Source organism: Pseudoneobacillus rhizosphaerae, assembly GCF_917563885.1.
GTDB classification, from domain to species: domain Bacteria; phylum Bacillota; class Bacilli; order Bacillales; family Cytobacillaceae; genus Pseudoneobacillus; species Pseudoneobacillus rhizosphaerae.
This window is the reverse complement of record NZ_CAKJTG010000002.1, coordinates 122171-142749: the sequence shown is the minus strand read 5'-3', so window position 1 is coordinate 142749 and position 20579 is coordinate 122171. Positions and strand designations below refer to the sequence as shown.

Annotated in this window: 22 protein-coding genes; 21 read left to right on the top strand and 1 reads right to left on the bottom strand. The window is 41.5% G+C overall.

Annotation, left to right across the window (positions count from 1 at the left end):
- Nucleotides 1-43: 43 nt before the first annotated feature.
- Nucleotides 44-577 carry a DUF2529 domain-containing protein gene (locus tag LRP83_RS01940; RefSeq protein ID WP_230494978.1) on the bottom strand — a complete coding sequence of 178 codons (534 nt, stop codon included), beginning with the start codon at nucleotides 575-577 and terminating at the stop codon, nucleotides 44-46.
- Nucleotides 578-971: 394 nt separating this feature from the next.
- Between LRP83_RS01940 and LRP83_RS01935 the strand changes: the two genes are divergently transcribed.
- From LRP83_RS01935 to wecB, 21 genes are all read left to right on the top strand, one after another.
- Nucleotides 972-1343: a response regulator gene (locus tag LRP83_RS01935; RefSeq protein ID WP_230494977.1), complete on the top strand. Its 372-nt coding sequence runs from the start codon at nucleotides 972-974 to the stop codon at nucleotides 1341-1343.
- Nucleotides 1344-1565: 222 nt separating this feature from the next.
- Complete coding sequence (locus LRP83_RS01930; RefSeq protein ID WP_230494976.1) at nucleotides 1566-2423, top strand: class II fructose-bisphosphate aldolase; 858 nt, start codon at nucleotides 1566-1568, stop codon at nucleotides 2421-2423.
- A gap of 181 nt (nucleotides 2424-2604) precedes the next feature.
- Complete coding sequence (fsa, locus tag LRP83_RS01925; RefSeq protein ID WP_230494975.1) at nucleotides 2605-3255, top strand: fructose-6-phosphate aldolase; 651 nt, start codon at nucleotides 2605-2607, stop codon at nucleotides 3253-3255.
- Nucleotides 3256-3628: 373 nt separating this feature from the next.
- Nucleotides 3629-4915 carry a UDP-N-acetylglucosamine 1-carboxyvinyltransferase gene (gene murA, locus LRP83_RS01920; protein WP_230494974.1) on the top strand — a complete coding sequence of 429 codons (1287 nt, stop codon included), beginning with the start codon at nucleotides 3629-3631 and terminating at the stop codon, nucleotides 4913-4915.
- 85 nt (nucleotides 4916-5000) lie between these two features.
- On the top strand, nucleotides 5001-5963 hold the full coding sequence (gene glpX, locus LRP83_RS01915; protein ID WP_230494973.1) for a class II fructose-bisphosphatase: 963 nt from the start codon (nucleotides 5001-5003) through the stop codon (nucleotides 5961-5963).
- 323 nt (nucleotides 5964-6286) lie between these two features.
- Nucleotides 6287-7552 (top strand): transcription termination factor Rho, encoded by a 1266-nt coding sequence (gene rho / locus LRP83_RS01910; RefSeq protein ID WP_230495088.1) that lies wholly within the window; start codon nucleotides 6287-6289, stop codon nucleotides 7550-7552.
- Nucleotides 7553-7709: 157 nt separating this feature from the next.
- Nucleotides 7710-7919 (top strand): 50S ribosomal protein L31, encoded by a 210-nt coding sequence (gene rpmE, locus LRP83_RS01905; RefSeq protein ID WP_230494972.1) that lies wholly within the window; start codon nucleotides 7710-7712, stop codon nucleotides 7917-7919.
- Nucleotides 7920-8052: 133 nt separating this feature from the next.
- Nucleotides 8053-8676 carry a thymidine kinase gene (locus LRP83_RS01900; RefSeq protein WP_230494971.1) on the top strand — a complete coding sequence of 208 codons (624 nt, stop codon included), beginning with the start codon at nucleotides 8053-8055 and terminating at the stop codon, nucleotides 8674-8676.
- 127 nt (nucleotides 8677-8803) lie between these two features.
- Entirely contained in the window at nucleotides 8804-9265 is a 462-nt protein-coding gene (locus tag LRP83_RS01895; protein WP_230494970.1) for a hypothetical protein, read from the top strand.
- Between the two features lie 168 nt (nucleotides 9266-9433).
- Nucleotides 9434-10510, top strand: a complete 1077-nt coding sequence (prfA, locus tag LRP83_RS01890; protein WP_230494969.1) for a peptide chain release factor 1 — start codon at nucleotides 9434-9436, stop codon at nucleotides 10508-10510.
- Nucleotides 10500-11366, top strand: a complete 867-nt coding sequence (gene prmC, locus LRP83_RS01885; protein WP_230495087.1) for a peptide chain release factor N(5)-glutamine methyltransferase — start codon at nucleotides 10500-10502, stop codon at nucleotides 11364-11366. The genes prfA and prmC overlap by 11 nt, the downstream gene beginning before the upstream one ends.
- A 397-nt stretch (nucleotides 11367-11763) precedes the next feature.
- Nucleotides 11764-12570 carry a stage II sporulation protein R gene (spoIIR, locus tag LRP83_RS01880; protein WP_230494968.1) on the top strand — a complete coding sequence of 269 codons (807 nt, stop codon included), beginning with the start codon at nucleotides 11764-11766 and terminating at the stop codon, nucleotides 12568-12570.
- Between the two features lie 170 nt (nucleotides 12571-12740).
- Nucleotides 12741-13184, top strand: a complete 444-nt coding sequence (locus tag LRP83_RS01875; protein ID WP_230494967.1) for a GNAT family N-acetyltransferase — start codon at nucleotides 12741-12743, stop codon at nucleotides 13182-13184.
- Between the two features lie 178 nt (nucleotides 13185-13362).
- Nucleotides 13363-14406, top strand: coding sequence for an L-threonylcarbamoyladenylate synthase (locus LRP83_RS01870; RefSeq protein ID WP_230494966.1), 1044 nt, complete (start codon nucleotides 13363-13365; stop codon nucleotides 14404-14406).
- 139 nt (nucleotides 14407-14545) lie between these two features.
- On the top strand, nucleotides 14546-15094 hold the full coding sequence (locus LRP83_RS01865) for a manganese efflux pump MntP (RefSeq protein ID WP_230494965.1): 549 nt from the start codon (nucleotides 14546-14548) through the stop codon (nucleotides 15092-15094).
- A 182-nt stretch (nucleotides 15095-15276) separates the two neighbouring features.
- Nucleotides 15277-15744, top strand: a complete 468-nt coding sequence (locus LRP83_RS01860) for a low molecular weight protein arginine phosphatase (RefSeq protein ID WP_230494964.1) — start codon at nucleotides 15277-15279, stop codon at nucleotides 15742-15744.
- A gap of 16 nt (nucleotides 15745-15760) precedes the next feature.
- On the top strand, nucleotides 15761-16207 hold the full coding sequence (gene rpiB / locus LRP83_RS01855; protein WP_230494963.1) for a ribose 5-phosphate isomerase B: 447 nt from the start codon (nucleotides 15761-15763) through the stop codon (nucleotides 16205-16207).
- 12 nt (nucleotides 16208-16219) lie between these two features.
- A complete protein-coding gene (locus LRP83_RS01850; protein WP_230494962.1) occupies nucleotides 16220-16795 on the top strand; it encodes a TIGR01440 family protein in 576 nt (191 codons plus the stop codon).
- Nucleotides 16796-16934: 139 nt separating this feature from the next.
- Nucleotides 16935-18176: a serine hydroxymethyltransferase gene (gene glyA, locus LRP83_RS01845; protein WP_230494961.1), complete on the top strand. Its 1242-nt coding sequence runs from the start codon at nucleotides 16935-16937 to the stop codon at nucleotides 18174-18176.
- 523 nt (nucleotides 18177-18699) lie between these two features.
- Complete coding sequence (gene upp, locus LRP83_RS01840; protein ID WP_230495086.1) at nucleotides 18700-19329, top strand: uracil phosphoribosyltransferase; 630 nt, start codon at nucleotides 18700-18702, stop codon at nucleotides 19327-19329.
- A gap of 67 nt (nucleotides 19330-19396) precedes the next feature.
- The gene (gene wecB / locus LRP83_RS01835) at nucleotides 19397-20539 is read left to right on the top strand and encodes a non-hydrolyzing UDP-N-acetylglucosamine 2-epimerase (RefSeq protein ID WP_290369475.1); all 1143 of its coding nucleotides are present in this window, start codon (nucleotides 19397-19399) and stop codon (nucleotides 20537-20539) included.
- Nucleotides 20540-20579: the final 40 nt, after the last annotated feature.

The window sequence follows — 20579 nt, the reverse complement described above, 5'->3', positions numbered from 1 at the left end:
GAAAAATTAATGCCCCAGTTCATTATGAATTGGGGCATTAGCTTTATCGTTCTTCTTCATATTCAGCTAAAATTTCATCGAAAGTGAATTTTAATCCGTAATATACAAATAATGCAGCCATGCTTGATGGTAATCCGTAGCGATTCCCAACTTCATCTGGCAATAATCCTTTTGATAGCTGCAGATTCATGGTTACATCAGCTAAATCAAACAAATCTTCAGTGTCAGCTGCCATTTTAGTAGAAATGGCTACGAATGGAACACCAATTTCCTGCAGCTTTTTCCCACACTCAATCGCTTCCAAATCAGTGGAGTAACGGGAAATGATAATCGCTCGGTCGGATTCTTGAATATCTGTTAGGTCATTTGGAAAACTTTTAGCATAACGTAACGGTTCAGCACCGATTGTTGCTTCTAATACAACAGCTTCCATTTCTTTATGGCCGAATAGAAAAATGGAACCATCGCTGACGGCAGCTTGAGCAATGAGACGGGCGGCGTCTTCAAAGGCAAATTCCTCTTTATCTTGTATTCTTTTAAACAACCCTGTTAGCTGGGTTGAAAACATTTTTAACATAATGCTCCTCCTAAGGTGAAAATCGACACATTTAAAAAATAAGAAATTTCGGCTACGAAAATTGTCCAGCGCAAGCTGCCCAGCGGCTAGTGGATTTCACACTCCTCCCTACGTTAAGTCAACATCGAATCGCAAAAAACGCGATTCGTGTTTCCTTTATCTCAGTCGAAGTGCTCCAATCCATACGCCGCTAAACGGGCGCTTACGCTTTTCTTAGTATAAGTTTTTTATCGGAAAATGGCAAAAGACCGTGAATAATGACGCAAATTGTCAGAATGTATTTTGATAAAGAAAGAAGGAGAAATAGAGGATGTAGTCGAAAGTATACTAGGGGAAAATTGTAGTAAAAAATTTACATTTTTAAAAATTTCTAAACTAAGTTAGGGGCGGAAGCATGAAAGAAAAAATCTTAATCGTTGATGATCAGTTTGGGATTAGAATTTTATTAAACGAGGTTTTTCAAAAAGAAGGTTATAATACCTTCCAAGCCGCTAATGGTGTTCAGGCACTTGACATTGTGAAACAGCATTCGCCTGATTTAGTATTACTTGATATGAAAATTCCAGGTATGGATGGCATTGAAATTTTAAAAAGAATGAAGGTTATTGACCCTGAAATCCGTGTGATTATTATGACGGCTTATGGTGAGTTAGATATGATCCAAGAGGCGAAGGATTTAGGTGCTCGCACTCATTTTGCGAAACCATTTGATATTGATGATATCCGTGCAGCTGTAAGAGAACACCTTCCGACAATTAAATCATAACTGTTTGCAAGAGACTTTTCTTGCATGAATGAATGATTCCGCTTTCATTATGACATTTTAAAAAACTGCATTAGATTAATGGTAATTCCTAACTCTATTTGGTATGATACTTATGGATTTCAAATGTCTATTCTTTGTTAAGAACTTGTACATAACCGTAATAAATAAGGGAAAACCTAACTTGAAGTTCTTTCTAAAGAAAGCTAACGAGGAGGAAAAAGAATGCCTTTAGTTTCAATGACAGAAATGCTTAAAAAAGCCAATGCAGAAGGATATGCAGTAGGTCAATTTAACTTAAATAACCTAGAATTTACGCAAGCGATTCTTCAAGCGGCAGAAGCTGAAAAGTCACCAGTTATCCTTGGGGTATCTGAAGGTGCTGCACGTTATATGGGTGGATTCTTCACTGTTGTGAAAATGGTTGAAGGTCTTTTACATGATTATAAAATTACCGTTCCTGTTGCGATTCACTTAGACCATGGTTCTAGCTATGAGAAATGTGTGGAAGCAATTGATGCAGGATTTACGTCTGTTATGATTGATGCTTCTCACGGCACTTTTGAAGACAACGTAGCAACAACTTCTAAAGTGGTTGAGTACGCTCATGCAAAAGGTGTTTCCGTAGAGGCTGAGCTTGGAATTGTTGGCGGTCAAGAAGACGATGTAGTGGCTGACGGCGTTATTTATGCTGATCCACAAGAGTGCGTGGAGCTTGTGAAGCGTACTGGAATTGACTGTTTAGCTCCTGCTTTAGGTTCTGTTCATGGCCCTTACAAAGGTGAGCCAAACTTAGGATTTAAAGAAATGGAAGAAATTGGCAAGTCTACTGGTGTACCTTTAGTACTTCACGGCGGAACTGGGATTCCTACTAAGGATATCCAGAAAGCTGTTTCATTAGGTACTGCAAAAATTAACGTTAATACAGAAAACCAAATCGCTTCAGCGAAAACAGTTCGTGAAGTATTAGCAGCAAAACCAAACGAATACGATCCACGTAAATACTTAGGGCCAGCACGTGACGCCATTAAAGAAACGGTTATTGGTAAAATGCGTGAATTTGGTTCTTCTAATAAAGCTTAAAAGCGGAGGTATTTTGATAAAAAACCATCAAAATACTAGGTGGCTTGCCACCGCAGCTAGATACCAATACTATTTTTAAAATTACCCCTGAAACCGCCTTTACAGTAAGGGCGGTTTCAGTTCTTTTTTCGTACTTGACGAATAGTGTCGAAATTTGCAGATGAAAGCGGAGGATTTATAGATGAAATTTTTTATTGATACAGCCAATATGGAAGAAATTCGCGAAGCACATGCTCTAGGAATTATTGCTGGAGTGACAACAAATCCATCTTTAGTGGCAAAAGAAAAAGGGATTTCTTTTCACGATCGCTTAAAAGAAATTTGTGAACTTGTAAATGGCTCTGTTAGTGGAGAAGTCATTGCTCTTGATGCAGAAGGCATGATTAGAGAAGGAAGAGAGCTAGCGGCCATTCACTCAAACATTACCGTTAAATTACCAATGACTCCAGATGGATTAAAAGCCGTTTCGGTTTTATCAAAGGAAGGAATTAAAACGAACGTAACTTTAATTTTTAGTGCAAACCAAGCATTAATGGCTGCAAGGGCGGGTGCTACGTACGTTTCTCCATTTATCGGAAGATTAGATGATATTGGTACGAATGGTCTTGATTTAATTTCTACGATTGCCGAAATCTTTGCGATTCATGGAATTGAATCAGAAATCATTGCGGCATCGATTCGTCATCCACAGCACGTGACAGATGCTGCCTTAAGAGGGGCGCATATTGCAACATGCCCATACAAAGTCATCACACAACTATTTAATCATCCATTAACAGCTGCAGGAATCGATGCATTCTTAGCTGACTGGAGCACACGTACAGAAAAGTAAACTATCTAACTCTGAAAGTTGTCCAGCGCAAGCGGCCCAGCGTCTAGTGGACTTCACTCTCCTTCCCTACGATAAGTCAACATCGAATCGCCAAAAACGCGATTCGTGTTTCCTTTATCTCAGTCAAGAGAGCTCCAGTCCATACGACGCTAAACGGGCGGCTTGCGCTTTTCTTATAGCACTGCCCATTTATTAGGACTATTTTCATATTTTAAAAAAATTTTCGTTTTGATACATGAAAAGTTTTTTTTGGTGTACACTAATTAAAAAAAGGCTGTCGGAATCTGTCTATCGGTGTTGGTATAATATACCAGTAGGCGATTCAGACGAACTTTTTTAACTTATTACTGTATGGCTTAGAAAGGAGTCGAACATGGAAAAGCTAAAAATCGCAGGCGGTTACCCATTAAAAGGAACAGTTCGAATTAGCGGGGCAAAAAATAGTGCAGTTGCGCTGATCCCGGCAACTATTTTAGCGGACTCTCCTGTTTCTATTGAAGGCTTACCAGATATCTCTGATGTACAAATTTTGAAAGCGCTTCTAGAGGAAATTGGTGGAACCGTTAATTTTTCTAATAATGAGATGACCGTCGATCCATCCTCGATGATTTCGATGCCACTACCGAATGGGAAAGTAAAAAAACTTCGTGCTTCCTATTATTTAATGGGTGCGATGCTCGGTCGGTTTAAAAAAGCGGTCATTGGTTTGCCTGGTGGCTGTCACCTTGGCCCAAGACCGATTGATCAGCATATTAAAGGCTTTGAAGCATTAGGAGCTAAAATTACAAACGAGCAAGGCGCTATTTATTTGCGTGCAGATGAGCTTCGTGGTGCACGAATTTATCTGGATGTCGTGAGTGTTGGCGCTACGATTAATATTATGCTAGCAGCCGTTCGAGCTAAAGGTCGAACGATTATTGAGAATGCCGCAAAAGAACCAGAAATTATTGATGTTGCCACCCTTTTATCGAATATGGGAGCTAAAATTAAAGGTGCAGGAACCGATATCATTCGCATAGACGGAGTGGACCACTTACACGGATGTCGCCACACGATTATTCCGGACCGAATTGAAGCTGGAACGTATATGATTCTAGCGGCCGCAGTCGGTGAAGGAATTTTGATTGATAATGTCATCTCCCATCACTTAGAAAGCTTAATTGCTAAGCTAAGAGAAATGGGAGTACATATTAAAGTGAATGACGATCAAGTATATATCGATGGGTCAAGCAAATTAAAGGCAGTCGATGTCAAAACGCTTGTTTATCCAGGCTTTCCGACGGACCTACAGCAGCCGATGACCACGCTGTTAACAAGAGCTGAAGGGTCAGGATTAGTAACGGATACCATTTATAGTGCCCGTTTTAAACATATTGATGAATTAAGACGGATGAACGCCAACATTAAAGTCGAAGGTCGTTCGGCGATAATTAATGGACCAATCCAGCTTCAAGGGGCAAAGGTGAAAGCAAGTGACTTACGTGCTGGTGCAGCTCTAGTGATTGCTGGCCTTATGGCAGAAGGAATTACAGAAGTAACAGGACTGGAGCATATTGACCGTGGCTATAGTAATTTAGTTGAAAAGCTAAACGGCCTAGGTGCAACGATATGGCGCGAGGATTTAACAAAGGAAGAAATCGAACAGCTTAAGAATGCGTAATTTTTGAAAAAAAATAGCCAGCTTTCATAGGGGAATTTTTTAAAAAATAGAAATTGTGTTTCAACAAGGGGAAGGAAGGTATCAAATGGAAAGAAGCTTATCGATGGAGCTCGTACGTGTTACAGAGGCGGCTGCGCTTGCATCCGCTCGTTGGATGGGTCGTGGATTAAAGGATGAGGCAGATGGTGCTGCAACGTCTGCGATGCGCGATGTATTCGATACAGTCCCAATGAAAGGGACCGTTGTAATTGGCGAAGGCGAGATGGATGAAGCGCCAATGTTATACATTGGTGAAAAGTTAGGAACTGGATATGGCCAACGTGTCGATGTCGCGGTTGACCCACTTGAAGGAACGAATATTGTCGCATCTGGGGGCTGGAATGCGTTAGCTGTTTTAGCCGTTGCGGACCATGGCAATTTACTTCATGCACCTGATATGTATATGGATAAAATTGCTGTAGGACCAGAAGCAGTCGGGCAAATCGATATCAACGCTTCCGTTCTAGATAATTTAAAGGCTGTAGCTCGTGCAAAAAATAAAGACATTGAAGACGTCGTGGCAACCGTTTTAAATCGTGATCGCCATAGTCATATTGTTGCACAGCTTCGTGAAGCAGGCGCACGCATTAAATTGATTAACGACGGTGACGTTGCTGGAGCCATTAATACAGCATTTGATTTTACAGGTGTTGATATTTTATTCGGATCAGGTGGAGCACCTGAAGGCGTTATCGCTGCGGTAGCCCTTAAATGTCTTGGAGGAGAAATCCAAGGAAAGCTCTTACCACAAAATGATGCCGAATTAGCGCGCTGTATTAAAATGGGTCTAGACGTGAATCGTGTATTACGTATGGAAGATTTAGTACGTGGGGACGACGCAATTTTTGCTGCAACCGGCGTAACCGATGGCGAACTTTTAAAAGGTGTTCAATTTAAAGGTGCCTACGGATCCACTCATTCATTAGTTATGAGAGCAAAATCAGGAACAGTCCGCTTTGTAGATGGACGTCATAGCTTGAAAAATAAGCCTAATTTTATAGTGAAATAAAAAGAAAAGATGAAGCGGCTAGCCGCAAGAGCTGGACAATACCCTTTCAATAGTTAGCTCCTGCCTTTTTATGAATGGTAGGAGCTACCTATTTAACTCTCCTAAAGTTAAACTCCCAAATAGCAGTTGATTATTTCCAGTAAAAAAGGGTAAAATATATATGGTTTGTCTACTACATTCGTTTTCTCTTCTTAAACTTCAAAATATCTTCTAGTATGATCTTTCCGATTTTTCTTTTTTTATGGAGGAAATATACTGCAAAATAGAAAGGCTTAAAGCGTTTCGGACGCTTTGGCGGCAAATAAATAAAGAGTGGTGTCATGATGGATTTAACTATATCAAGCTTAGAAAACATGAAGCTCAAGGAACTATATGAGCTTGCGAAGGAATACAAGGTTTCCTACTACAGCAAATTAACGAAAAAAGAGCTAATTTTTGCCATTTTAAAAGCACGGGCAGAACAACAAGGATACTTTTTTATGGAAGGTGTTCTTGAGATTATTCAGTCAGAAGGCTTCGGCTTCCTCAGACCAATAAATTACTCCCCTAGCTCACAAGATATTTACATTTCAGCATCGCAAATCCGTCGCTTTGATTTACGTAATGGTGACAAAGTTTCCGGTAAGGTTCGACCACCAAAAGAAAACGAGCGTTATTTTGGACTATTACACGTGGAAGCCGTTAACGGTGATGATCCAGAATCGGCAAAGGAACGTGTTCACTTTCCAGCTTTAACAGCCCTATACCCAGATCGTCAAATGCTACTTGAAACAACTACTAAAAATATCTCAACTCGAATTATGGATTTAATTGCCCCAGTTGGTTTCGGTCAACGTGGTCTAATTGTTGCGCCTCCAAAAGCAGGTAAAACCATGCTCATTAAAGAGATTGCTAATGCGATTACAACGAATCATCCAGAGGTTGAATTGATTGTTCTGTTAATCGATGAGCGTCCAGAGGAAGTAACGGATATCGAACGTTCCGTTGCTGGTGATGTGGTCAGTTCTACATTTGATGAAGTACCAGAAAATCATATTAAGGTCTCGGAGCTTGTGCTAGAAAGAGCCATGCGTCTTGTGGAGCATAAGCGTGATGTTGTTATTTTGATGGATAGTATTACTCGTCTAGCGCGTGCTTATAACTTAGTTATACCGCCAAGTGGTCGTACTCTTTCAGGGGGGATTGACCCGGCAGCCTTCCACCGTCCGAAGCGATTCTTTGGGGCAGCCCGTAATATTGAAGAAGGCGGAAGCTTAACGATTTTAGCAACGGCATTAGTCGAAACGGGTTCTCGTATGGATGACGTTATTTACGAAGAATTTAAAGGAACAGGGAACATGGAGCTTCACTTAGACCGTGCACTTGCTGAACGCCGTATCTTCCCTGCTCTAGACATCCGTCGTTCTGGAACGCGTAAAGAAGAGCTATTAATTCCAAAAATTCATCTGGACAAGCTATGGGCCATCCGCAAATCGATGTCGGATTCTCCAGATTTCGCCGAAAAATTCCTACGCAAGTTAAAAACAACAAAGTCGAATGAGGAATTTTACGCGGCAATTGGGGAAGAATTAAAATCAAAACGAACATAGGTTTAAGGAATCAATATCCAATTTAAATCGGATATTGCAAAACCCAATCTTGCTTGTTATAATGTTAACAGTGTGTTTTTGAAAAAATGGTACAGGTATCCTGTATCCATATATAACTCTGTTTCGAAAGACTCAGGGCAAAAAGGAGATGAAAAGAATGAAAGCAGGAATTCATCCTAACTATAATAAAACAGTGGTAACTTGTGCTTGTGGTAACACGTTTGAATCTGGTTCTGTTAAAAAAGAGATCCGTATTGAAACTTGTTCTGAGTGCCATCCATTCTATACTGGACGTCAAAAGTTTGCTGAAGCTGGTGGACGTGTTGACAAGTTCAACAAGAAATACGGCATGAAAGCTCAACAATAATTATCAAAACAGGCAAGGAGGAAATTGCTTCTTGCCTGTTTTTTTATTCGCTTAAGATAGATAAAATACTTACTTATTGACACAAAATAATTTTATATAGATATTTTTTCAAGCAAGAAAGGAGAGGCCGCTAGTGTATGTTATGAAGCAAAGTGGTTGGGTCGAGGTAATCTGTGGAAGTATGTTTTCGGGAAAATCGGAAGAGCTCATTCGCCGAGTAAGACGAACACAGTTTGCTAAGCAAAGTATTGTAGTCTTTAAACCTCAATTAGATAACCGTTATGCAGAAGAAGCGATTGTATCCCACAATGGTGTTTCTTTTATGGCAACTCCCATTTCCCGTTCGTCGGAAATTTTTCAATATGTAAATGATGAAACGGATGTCATTGCCATTGATGAAGTCCAATTCTTTGATGAAGAAATCACTGATGTGGTACAGCAGCTTGCGAATAGCGGATACCGTGTGATTTGTGCAGGTTTAGACCAAGATTTCCGAGGCGAGCCTTTTGGGCCAATGCCAGCTATTATGGCGGTTGCCGAGCTTGTGACAAAGCTTCAAGCTGTTTGTGCAGTTTGTGGATCACCAGCCAGCAGAACACAAAGATTAATAAACGGTCGCCCTGCATCCTATCATGACCCAATTATTCTTGTAGGGGCTTCAGAAGCATACGAACCGCGTTGTCGCCACCACCACGAGGTGCCCAAAACACCAAGTGAACTAATGAGCGCAGTTGAAACGGTCAGCTCTAATTCGTAAAAGATAGAAAACTGTCAATTCTTTAAGAGTTGGCGGTTTTTTTATTTAAACTTTATTTTCTAAACTAAATTTACTATGTAATAACTACTTCATTTCTTGGGGAAACTTAAGGATGGAGGTGGATTCCTTGAAAAAAGGTAATATTTTTGTGTTATTCATGCTAATCACCGCTACCCTTGGTGGCTGTAATAATTATCTTGGCAATAAAGATGTCGGTCAGTATGATAACAAAAACAGTACAGAATTGCTGAAGGTTGGTAATGATACCAATAATCGTAATAGGGATCATGGAATGGACCAGGATGAGATCACTGATCAAAATCCGAACTTTTTAAATTTAAATACGGATAACGAAACCCATGTTAACAACATCGGAGTTGCAATCCAACAAGTAAGAGACGTCATTGGAGCAAACCATACATTCAAGGCTGGCCCCATTTGGCAGAATGGGAATGATATGCACGTCACCGTATATACAGATCGCAATCTAACCGAACAACAAGAAAAACAAGCAAGAAAGCAACTAGAGAGAGAACTAATCAAAGCACTACCATCCTACCGTACCCATTTAAACATCAAAAATCGGTGATATTTTAACACACTAAAGCACTGAGGGACAGTCCCTCAGTGCTTTAGTGTGTTAAAATTTTGGAAAAAATATGTACTGGATAGGATTTGGCTTTGACCTTGGTTTTCTCCTATACTATAATTATAATGTTATGCCCATACTAGGGGTAAAAGATAGAGGTGAAGGACTTTGTTTGATCGTTTACAGTCAGTAGAGGACCGCTATGAAAGATTAAATGAGCTTTTAAGTGATCCAGAAATCATAAATAATAATAATAAGCTTCGCGAATACTCTAAGGAACAATCTGATATAAGTGATACAGTGCAAGCTTATCGAGAGTATAAAGAAACAAAAGAGCAGCTGAAGGATGCAAAAGTGATGCTCGATGAAAAGCTTGATCCTGAAATGCGCGAAATGGTAAAAGAAGAAGTGAGCGAGCTTCAAAGCCAACTCGATGAAATCGAAGCACGCTTGAAAATCCTTTTAGTTCCAAAGGATCCGAACGATGATAAAAACGTTATCATGGAAGTTCGCGGAGCAGCTGGTGGAGATGAAGCCGCGCTATTCGCTGGAACGTTATTCCGTATGTACAGCCGTTATGCAGAAGCACAAGGCTGGAAAATCGATATAATGGATGCGAACCCGACTGGATTGGGTGGCTACAAGGAAATTATTTTTATGATTAATGGAACGGGTGCGTTCTCTAAATTAAAGTATGAGAGCGGTGCCCACCGTGTTCAGCGTGTACCTGAAACAGAATCTAGTGGACGTATTCATACTTCTACGGCAACCGTTGTTTGCTTGCCAGAAGCAGAAGAAGTAGAAGTAGAAATCCATGATAAGGATATTCGTTTCGATGCGTTTGCATCAAGTGGCGCAGGCGGTCAGTCCGTTAACACGACGATGTCAGCTGTTCGTTTAACGCATATTCCAACTGGGATCGTTGTTTCCTGTCAGGATGAAAAATCGCAGCATAAAAATAAAGACAAGGCAATGAAGGTTTTACGTGCACGTGTTTACGATAAATTCCAACAAGAAGCACAGGCTGAATTTGATTCCGTACGTAAATCAGCTGTTGGTACAGGTGACCGTTCTGAACGTATTCGTACGTACAATTTCCCGCAAAACCGTGTGACCGATCACCGAATCGGCTTAACGATTCAAAAGCTTGATCAAATCATCGAAGGTAAGCTCGATGAAATTATCGATGCATTAGTTGTCGAGGAGCAATCAAGTAAGCTTGATTCAGCATCTGATGATTTCTAAAAAAGTGTATGAGGCCCTTGCATGGGCTTCTTCTTTTTTAATCGAAAAAGGTCGGGATGAGAATGCGGGAGAAATCATCCTGCGCCAATTAGCGGGAATGTCGCGTGCGCAGTTGTTTGCCAATATGCGAGATGAGTTGGATGAGGACATTTGGCTAGAGTTCGAGAAGTTTGTGCTGCATCATGGTGAAGGAGTGCCGATTCAATATTTGCTTGGGTTTGAGGAGTTTTATGGCCGGCGGTTTGCTGTTTCACCTGCTGTGTTGATTCCACGTCCAGAGACGGAAGAGTTAGTTTATGGGGCGTTGGAGCGGGTGAAGCGGATGTTTGCTGGTGATTCTGTCCTCCAATTTTTAGATGTTGGAACGGGCAGCGGTGCAATCGGTGTGACGATGAAGCTTGAGAAACCAGCTTTACGTGTAACTCTTTCGGATTTATCGGAGGTAGCCTTGTCGGTGGCTCTTGAGAATGCGTTGGTTTTGGGTGCAGATGTTGAGTTCGTTCATGGTGACCTATTAAAACCGTTCATAACATCGGGTGAGAGGTTTGATGTCATACTTTCCAATCCACCATATATTCCAGAAAGTGACCGTTCTTGGATGTCGGTAGTCGTAAAAGATCATGAGCCAGAAAGCTCCTTGTTTGCGGGCGTGGATGGGCTCGATTTATACCGCCGTTTTATGGTCGAGCTACCTTTAGTGGTTCGCGAGCGGGCATTAGTTGGCTTTGAAGTCGGTGCTGGCCAAGGAGAAACAGTGGCTGGCATGCTGCGGTCAGCGTTTCCGGGTGCTTTTGTCGAAGTGGTGAATGATATAAATGGCAAGGATCGCATGGTGTTTGCGGAAATAGGGAAGTAAATGCGTGAGACTACCTCTTTTGGGGGTGGTCTATTTTTTTTATAAAAATTAAGAGGTAACATAGAAGTTTTCTTTTGGATATTAGCGTGAGGTTGTGACGAAAATGTGAAAAAGTCGGAATAATCGTGAAAGCGGTCGGAAAAAATGACGAAACAGTCGGAAAAAAACCCTGAACGGTCGGAATTATCCAGACAATAGTCGGAAAAAATGAAAGCTACCTCTTTTTAGGAGGAACATTTCCTGCAAACACTTAGCTTAATGCCAAAAGGTTTGTTCAAAGGCTATGTTTTAGAAAAATAGACGAGGAAAAAAATAGTTTCCTAGATTTTTTCAAAATGCTAGTTTAAGAATCCGACTTTCTGTCCACAATGAGGATAGGAAAGGGTTGGTGGCAAACATGAAACTTAAAATGAAATCTTTAGGAATCGCCTATATATTAATTCTAGTAATCGGTACAATCGTAAGCTTATACATACCTAAAAATGAAGTGACAGCTAGTGAATCAATCGTTATCCCGAAAGAAGCGATTCGCTTACGAATTCTGGCAAATAGTGATTTAGACGCGGATCAAGCGTTAAAAAGACTAGTTCGTGATGAAGTAAATGCAAACATCACAACGTGGGTACAGGAATTAACAAATATTAATCATGCGAGAGATTTACTTCAATCCAAGCAACCTGAGATTCAAAAAATAGCTGAAGAAGTTGTAAAAAGAGAAGGCTCCAATCAGTTTGTTAATGTCGAGTTTGGGAAGGTTCAATTTCCAACCAAATTATATGGTCAATTTTTATACCCAGCTGGTGAATACGAAGCGATTCTCATCACATTAGGTGAAGGGAAAGGGGCTAACTGGTGGTGTGTGTTATTCCCGCCATTGTGCTTCCTAGATTTTTCAAACGGGTTAGCGGTTAGCGATGGTTTTGAAGAGCAACGAGTGGTTGAACCTGCTGCGGTTGAGGCAACTACTGAAGTAGAAAGCCCACAACCGATTGTGGAAGTAACGCCTACTCCTCAAAAAGAAGTAACTGAAGTAATCCAGGTAGAAGAAACAGTTGCAAGGGAAAAAGTAGTCAACGAACCTACAATTGCTACCGAAACGAAAGTTGAAACACAACCAAAGCAAGAACCAGTTTATGTTGCAGAAGCTGAGGAAAAAGTAGAAGTGAGATTTTTCCTTAAAGAAATGTGGCTTAAGCTGTTCTAAATAGATATTCTCGATAAATCGACGGGCCCCCCTCCCGTCGATTTTAATTTGTAAGGATCTATTTTACAAAAATATAGAAGAAATCTAGTTCTACTTTTTCTACTCTATCATATTCATAAAACTAGAAGCATCAAATGAGCGATGGAATCGCTAGAATATGGGGTGGAAAAGTGGAAACAATAATCAGAATGGCGACAGAGCAGGATTTGCCAAATTTAGTGGATTTTTTAGAAAAGGCGAACTTAGGAACAGAGGGTGTAAAGGAAACGGTTGAATATTTTCTTCTGATGGAGGATGAGAGTGGTAGATTACGAGCAACCATTGGAGTCGAACCGTTTGGAGAAAATGGGCTTTTGCGCTCATTAGTCATTACCGCTGGGATGAAGGAAAATGAGATTCTCACATTGTTCGAGCAAATTCTACGATTAACAAAGGAAAAGAATATCTCTAGCTTGTTTTTAGCGACGAATAAACAGACTTCTGTACCGTTTTTTCAGATGCTTGGGTTTTCCACAATCGAAGAAGAGGAATTGCCAAAGGATTTATTCAAATCTGAACATATTAAAAACATCTTAACTGTGGATAACTCAGTATTTTTGAAATTCCAGATGTAATTTGTGGATATATCTGAAAAGTTATCCACGGAAACGGTGTTTTTATCCACAAAATGTGGATAAAAACTTGTGTTCGCATTTATTTTCTTTTATACTTGCAAACATGAATAGGCGAAAAAAGTCGGAATTATGTAGATTTCTGTCGTTTACTTGCAAGTAATTAGAAGGTGGATTTTATATGGATACAAAACGTTGGAAAGTGGATAAGTTTGTGGGTAAATTGGTAGATTATCCACAGGTAAAGGAAGCAGCACAGCTTTTACGCCAAAATGAGGTCGTAGCTTTCCCGACAGAGACCGTTTATGGGCTTGGTGGGAATGCGGAAAACGATAAAGCTGTGGAAAAAATTTTTCAAGCAAAGGGTCGGCCAAGCGATAATCCACTGATTATCCACATTGCTCACAAGGAGCAGCTGTCGGACTTTGTCGAAAAGGTGCCTGAAAAAGCGCTCCTGTTAATGGATGCGTTTTGGCCAGGGCCGCTGACGATTATTTTTCAAAAAAAAGACGGAGCCTTATCGGAAAAAGCGAGTGCCGGGCTTAAGACGGTTGCGGTTAGAATTCCGGATCATCCGTTGGCGTTGGCGGTGTTAGAGGCATGTGGGCTACCAATTGCTGCACCGAGTGCGAACAAATCTGGTCGTCCAAGTCCTACAAAGGGTGAGCATGTGTTGGAGGATTTGGATGGGAAGGTTAGCGGGATTTTGGATGGCGGGCCAACGGGTGTCGGAGTCGAATCGACAGTGATTGATTGCACCGAGGAGGTTCCTGTCATTTTGCGTCCAGGTGGAATTACGAAAGAGCAAATCGAGGCGGTTGTTGGTTCAGTGAGGTTGGACGCAGCTTTAACTGACCAGACAAGTGCGCCAAGATCGCCAGGGATGAAGTATCAGCACTATGCTCCTGATGCGCCGTTGTTTTTGGTGAATGGCTCAAAGAAATTTTTCGACGAGTTAATTCGGGAAAAACGACAAGAAGGGCTGCGGGTTGGGGTGTTAACGACAGCTGAACAGGTTGGTGCTTATGATGCGGATGTTGTTTTAGCTTGTGGAAAACGCGAAGAGCTAGAGACAGTGGCAACTGCCCTTTATCAGAGCTTGCGTACTTTTAATGAGAAGAAAGTGGATATTATTTTCAGTGAAATGTTCCCGAATGAGGGTGTTGGTCAGGCGATTATGAATCGTTTGGAAAAAGCAGCAGGGCATCGGGTGATTGTGGAATAGAATAGGCGAAAACGTAGTCCTCCAGAAGTTAGTTTGGAGGGCTTTTTTTGAGTTGTGAGGTTTACTCCAGACTTTTAATTCTAAAATCCCTTGGACGTGCATATCTTGAATTAGCAAGTCCAAGGGGGCGAAAGTAGATATGACAGCAGTTGCAGGCGAGTTGTTGACACTTATTTTAATGGCTTTTGCATTAGGCATGGATGCCTTTTCGGTGGGCCTTGGAATGGGAATGTTCAACCTTCGATTAAGACAAATCTTTAAAATTGGCATCACGATTGGAATTTTTCATGTTTGGATGCCATTACTCGGGATGATTGCCGGAAAATTCTTGTCTAATCAATTTGGGACAATTGCTACATACATTGGTGGGGGATTGTTACTTGTACTAGGTGTGCAAATGATTTGGTCGAGCTTTAAAAAAGAGGACAGCTCGGTAATTACGCCGGTTGGGTTTGGACTAATGGTTTTTGCGTTTAGCGTGAGTTTAGATAGCTTTTCGGTGGGACTAACACTCGGAATCTACCAGGCAAAAACGGTACTAGTCCTCATGTGCTTCGGAGTCGCCGCCACCATCTTAACCTGGTGCGGTCTACTAGTCGGCCGCAAAGTCCAAAACTTCATCGGACCATACAGCGAAGCCCTAGGCGGCAGCATCCTACTCGCCTTCGGCCTCAAACTACTGCTTTAACACAGCACCGCACCGGGGGACAGTCCCCCGGCGCTTTTGTGCGTTAAAGGAGTCGGGGACTGTCCCCCGATGCTTTACTGCGTTAACGGAATGCGGGACAGTCCCCGACTGCTTTAAAGTGGTGATGTGCAATTGTGTAAATGTGCATATTGGTTTGTTTTATTTTATAATGGGGGAAGGATATGGAGAAGGAGGAGGGGGCTGCTTTGGTGGTGCGTGTTTTGTTTGTTTGTACGGGGAATACTTGCCGTAGTCCGATGGCGGAGGCGATTTTGAGGAGTAAGCAGTGGCCGAATGTGGAGGTGAGGTCGGCAGGTGTTTATGCGATGGATGGGATGCAGGCTTCTAGACATGCGCAGTCGGTTTTATCCGAAAATGGAATCGACCACGAGCATTGTTCACGTATGTTAACGGGGCAAGATGTTGACTGGGCTACTCACATATTCACAATGACAGCAACTCATCGAAATACGATTTTGCATAATTTCCCTCAGGCTAGTGGGAAAACCTTCACCTTAAAGGAATTCGCTGGCGATGGCGGGCTAGATGTGTTTGACCCTTATGGTGGAAATAAAGATGTCTATCGGGATACTTTTCACGATTTAGTCGCATCAATAGATAAACTAATTGAGAAACTAAAAGAAAAATAGAGGAGGTAATTTTAAAATGAAAGTCGCTATTGCTTCAGATCATGGTGGATTAAAGATTCGCGAAGAAATTAAAGGTTTATTAAAGGATATGGGTATCGAATTTGAGGATTTCGGATGTGATTGCGAAACGTCTGTTGATTACCCTGATTACGCATTGCCAGTGGCACAAAAGGTAGCCAACGGTGAATTTGATCGTGGAATTTTAATCTGTGGAACGGGAATTGGCATGAGTATCGCTGCCAATAAGGTGAAGGGGATTCGCTGTGCACTTGCCCATGATACCTTTAGTGCAAGAGCAACTCGCCAGCATAATGACACCAATATTTTAGCGATGGGTGAACGCGTCATTGGCCCAGGACTTGCTCGTGATATTGCGAAAATCTGGCTCACAACGGAATTTGAAGGCGGTCGTCATGCTACCCGTGTTGGCAAAATTACCGACATTGAAGAAAACAACCTATAAGGGGGAAGCAACTTGTCTCAATCAATCGAAGTTTGGGCACAAAATTTGCAGACCATCTTAGATGAATTTTTAGAACAGACAACTTTATCGAAAAAAAATATCCTCGTGATTGGCTGCAGCACGAGTGAGGTTATCGGGAAGAAAATCGGCACAGCAGGATCGCTTGAGGTGGCTGAAATGATTTTTCAAAAGCTTCAAGCGCTAAGAGAAAAAACGGGAGTCCAATTGGCTTTTCAATGCTGTGAGCATTTAAACCGAGCACTTGTCGTGGAAAGATCGACGTTAGAGGAAAAAGGCTTAGAAGAAGTAGCTGTCGTACCCGCTCGAAGCGCTGGGGGAGCGATGGCCACTTTTGCGTACGAGCATTTTCAAAACCCTGTCGTCGTTGAGTTTATTAAAGCGGATGCGGGTATTGATATTGGCGATACGTTAATTGGGATGCATATGAAGCATGTGGCTGTTCCAGTTCGGACTTCAGTGAAATTGATTGGGGAGGCGCATGTGACTTTAGCGAAGATGCGACCGAAATTAATTGGTGGAGCAAGGGCTGTTTATGAGAAAAAGAGTGAGAATAATAGCTGTACATAAGATTTTGAGAGCGTTCTGAGTAAATCATCTTCCATCCAGTGACTTACTTCCTTCTTTAAATAAGAGATTCATGTTAAAATAGTATTGGCAATTTTCGAAAAATAGCTACAATAAATACATAATACAAAGGGGGATAAACATGAAGCATTTAGAACAACAAGATCCGGAACTTTATGCATCGATTCAGAAAGAACTTGGTAGACAGCGTGGAAACATCGAGTTGATCGCTTCCGAAAACTTTGTTAGTGAAGCGGTAATGGAGGCACAAGGCTCTGTTTTAACAAACAAGTATGCAGAAGGCTACCCAGGCAAACGTTATTATGGTGGCTGTGAGTTCGTCGATGTGACGGAGAATTTAGCTAGAGATCGCGCAAAGAAAATCTTTGGGGCAGAGCATGCGAATGTCCAACCACATTCTGGCGCTCAAGCAAATATGGCCGTTTATTTCACGATCTTAGAGCAAGGCGATACCGTTCTAGGGATGAACCTTTCCCACGGCGGTCATTTAACACATGGTAGCCCTGTTAACTTCAGTGGAATTCAATATAACTTTGTGGAATATGGTGTCGATGAAGTGACACATCGTATTAATTATGAAGATGTTCGTGCAAAAGCGGTTGAACATAAGCCGAAATTAATCGTAGCCGGTGCTAGTGCTTACCCTCGTGCGATTGATTTTGCTAAGTTCCGTGAGATCGCTGATGAAGTTGGCGCATATTTAATGGTCGATATGGCGCATATTGCTGGTCTAGTTGCAGCAGGTATACATATGAATCCAGTTCCATATGCTGACTTCGTAACGTCCACTACACATAAAACCCTTCGTGGACCACGCGGTGGATTAATTCTTTGTAAAGAAGAATGGGCAAAGAAAATTGATAAATCGATTTTCCCTGGAATCCAAGGTGGACCATTAATGCACGTGATTTCAGCGAAAGCAGTAGCATTTGGTGAAGCACTTCAAGATGATTTTAAAGACTATGCGAAAAAAGTCGTCGAGAATGCCCACCATTTAGCTGAAGGTCTGAAAAAAGAAGGCATTCAACTTGTTTCAGATGGTACGGACAACCACTTATTGTTGGTAGACACACGTAGCTTAAACTTAACTGGTAAAGTTGCGGAAAAGGTACTGGATGAGGTTGGAATTACCGTTAATAAAAATACGATTCCATTTGACCCAGCAAGCCCATTCGTGACAAGTGGAATCCGCATCGGAACCGCTGCCGTTACATCACGTGGCTTCGGCGTAGAAGAAATGGAAGCTATCGCTTCAATTATTGCTGACACGTTGAAAAACCACGAAGACGAAGCAACATTGGAAAAATCAAAACAGCGTGTAGCTGACTTAACGAGCAAATTTACTTTATATCCAGAGAAATAATAAAAGTGGTCTGTCCTTAATTTGAGGGCAGACTTTTTTTGGTCTATTTCCCGTCAATTTAGAAACTATATTTGTATTTTTGGGGTTGGTTTGGTTGGTTACCGGGGTTTTGTTGTAAAAGGGTTTAAATGTATGCGATTTTAACTCGAATTAGCTTCGCGAGGGTTGGGTCCTATAAATGCAATGATCATCCCATTTAGCAATTTTGATAAGTAAGTAATTCGTTTATTGGGGATTATGAAAGAAGGAGGCAATGAGATGAAATAATATACGTACATCCAAAATTACGTTACCGCGTTAAATTACTTGGGGACTGTCCCTCAATCCTTCACCGCATAACCGTACCGGGGGACAGTCCCCATGTACTTTAAAGTGTAAAAGCGTAGCTCTTTGGAGTTTGTAGTTGAACTGCTGGGAGTTTTTTTGTAGAATTAGACGAAGTGTGTGGTTCGTATTTTTTGATACATATATTGGCAGGTTGACACAAATTCTATTATTGGATAAAAGAAAAGGGGCGATGACAGTGGCGAAGGTTTATGTTTTTGATCATCCATTGATTCAACACAAGCTTACATACATCCGCGACAAACATACGGGGACAAAGGAGTTCCGCGAACTTGTTGATGAAGTTGCAACTTTGATGGCTTTTGAAATCACTCGTGATATGACATTAGAGGACATTACGATTGAAACTCCTGTAAGCGAAACGAAATCAAAGGTACTATCTGGTAAAAAGCTAGGCATTATCCCGATTCTACGTGCTGGAATTGGTATGGTAGACGGAGTTTTAAAATTAATTCCAGCTGCAAAGGTTGGTCATATTGGATTATATCGTGACCCAGAAACTCTATTGCCGGTTGAATATTATGTGAAGCTTCCAAGCGATGTCGAGGAAAGAGAATTCATTGTTGTCGATCCAATGTTGGCAACAGGTGGTTCCGCAATTGCTGCGATTCATTCATTAAAAAGTCGTGGCGCGAAGCATATCAAATTTATGTGTTTAATTGCAGCACCTGAAGGGGTAGCGGCTGTTGAGCAAGCTCACCCAGATGTGGATATTTATATCGCTGCTTTAGATGAAAAGTTAAACGAACATGGTTATATTGTTCCTGGACTTGGGGATGCTGGTGACCGTTTGTTTGGTACAAAGTAGAATAAAATGATTCAAGCGGTTTGTCATAATTGGCAAGCCGCTTAAACTACATAAAGAGGTGTTCGTTTTGGAGAGACCGATTAAAGTCATGACCATTTTTGGGACAAGACCTGAAGCGATTAAAATGGCTCCACTTGTTTTGGAATTAAATAAGCATCCCGAGCATTTTGAATCGATTGTGACCGTTACGGCGCAGCATCGTCAAATGCTTGACCAAGTATTACATATTTTTGAAATCACCCCAGATTATGACTTGAATATTATGAAGGACCGCCAAACGTTGATCGACGTAACAACGCGTGGGCTTGAAGGTTTGGATAAAGTGATGAAGGACGTAAAGCCTGATATCGTTCTCGTTCATGGTGATACATCTACAACTTTCATTGGGAGCTTAGCGGCTTATTATAATCAAATTGTCGTCGGTCATGTCGAAGCAGGTTTACGCACGTGGAATAAATATTCACCATTCCCTGAGGAAATGAACCGCCAGCTTACAGGTGTGCTAGCCGATTTGCATTTTTCTCCAACTGCTATGTCAGCTGAAAATCTACTAAAAGAAAACAAGCAAAATGAAAACATTTTTATTACAGGAAATACGGCAATTGATGCGCTTAAAACGACTGTAAAGAATGAATATCAACATGAGGTTCTTGATAAAATTGGTACCGACCGCCTGATCCTATTAACCGCACATCGTCGCGAAAATTTAGGCGAGCCTATGCGCAATATGTTCCGTGCAATTAAACGAATTGTGGAAGAGCAACCAGATGTGCAGGTTGTTTATCCTGTTCACCTTAACCCGGTCGTTCGTGAAATCGCTGCAGAAATTTTGGGCGATGACCCTCGCATTCAGTTAATTGAACCATTAGATGTGATTGACTTCCACAACTTTGCATCTCGTGCTTATTTAATTTTAACCGATTCCGGCGGAGTGCAAGAAGAAGCGCCATCCCTTGGGGTTCCTGTATTAGTGCTTCGTGACACAACCGAGCGCCCAGAAGGAATTGCTGCTGGTACGTTGAAGCTTGCGGGTGTCGATGAAGAAACGATTTACTCGATGGCAACGGAATTGCTTACTGACCGCAATGCCTATGAAAAAATGGCGAAAGCGGCTAACCCGTATGGGGACGGGAATGCTTCGAAACGAATTTGTGAAGCAATTCGCTATTACTTTAAGCAGCTGGACGAGCGTCCTGAGGAGTATATGTAAACAATGTGAGTGCATGGCATCATCTTGGATGGTGACATGC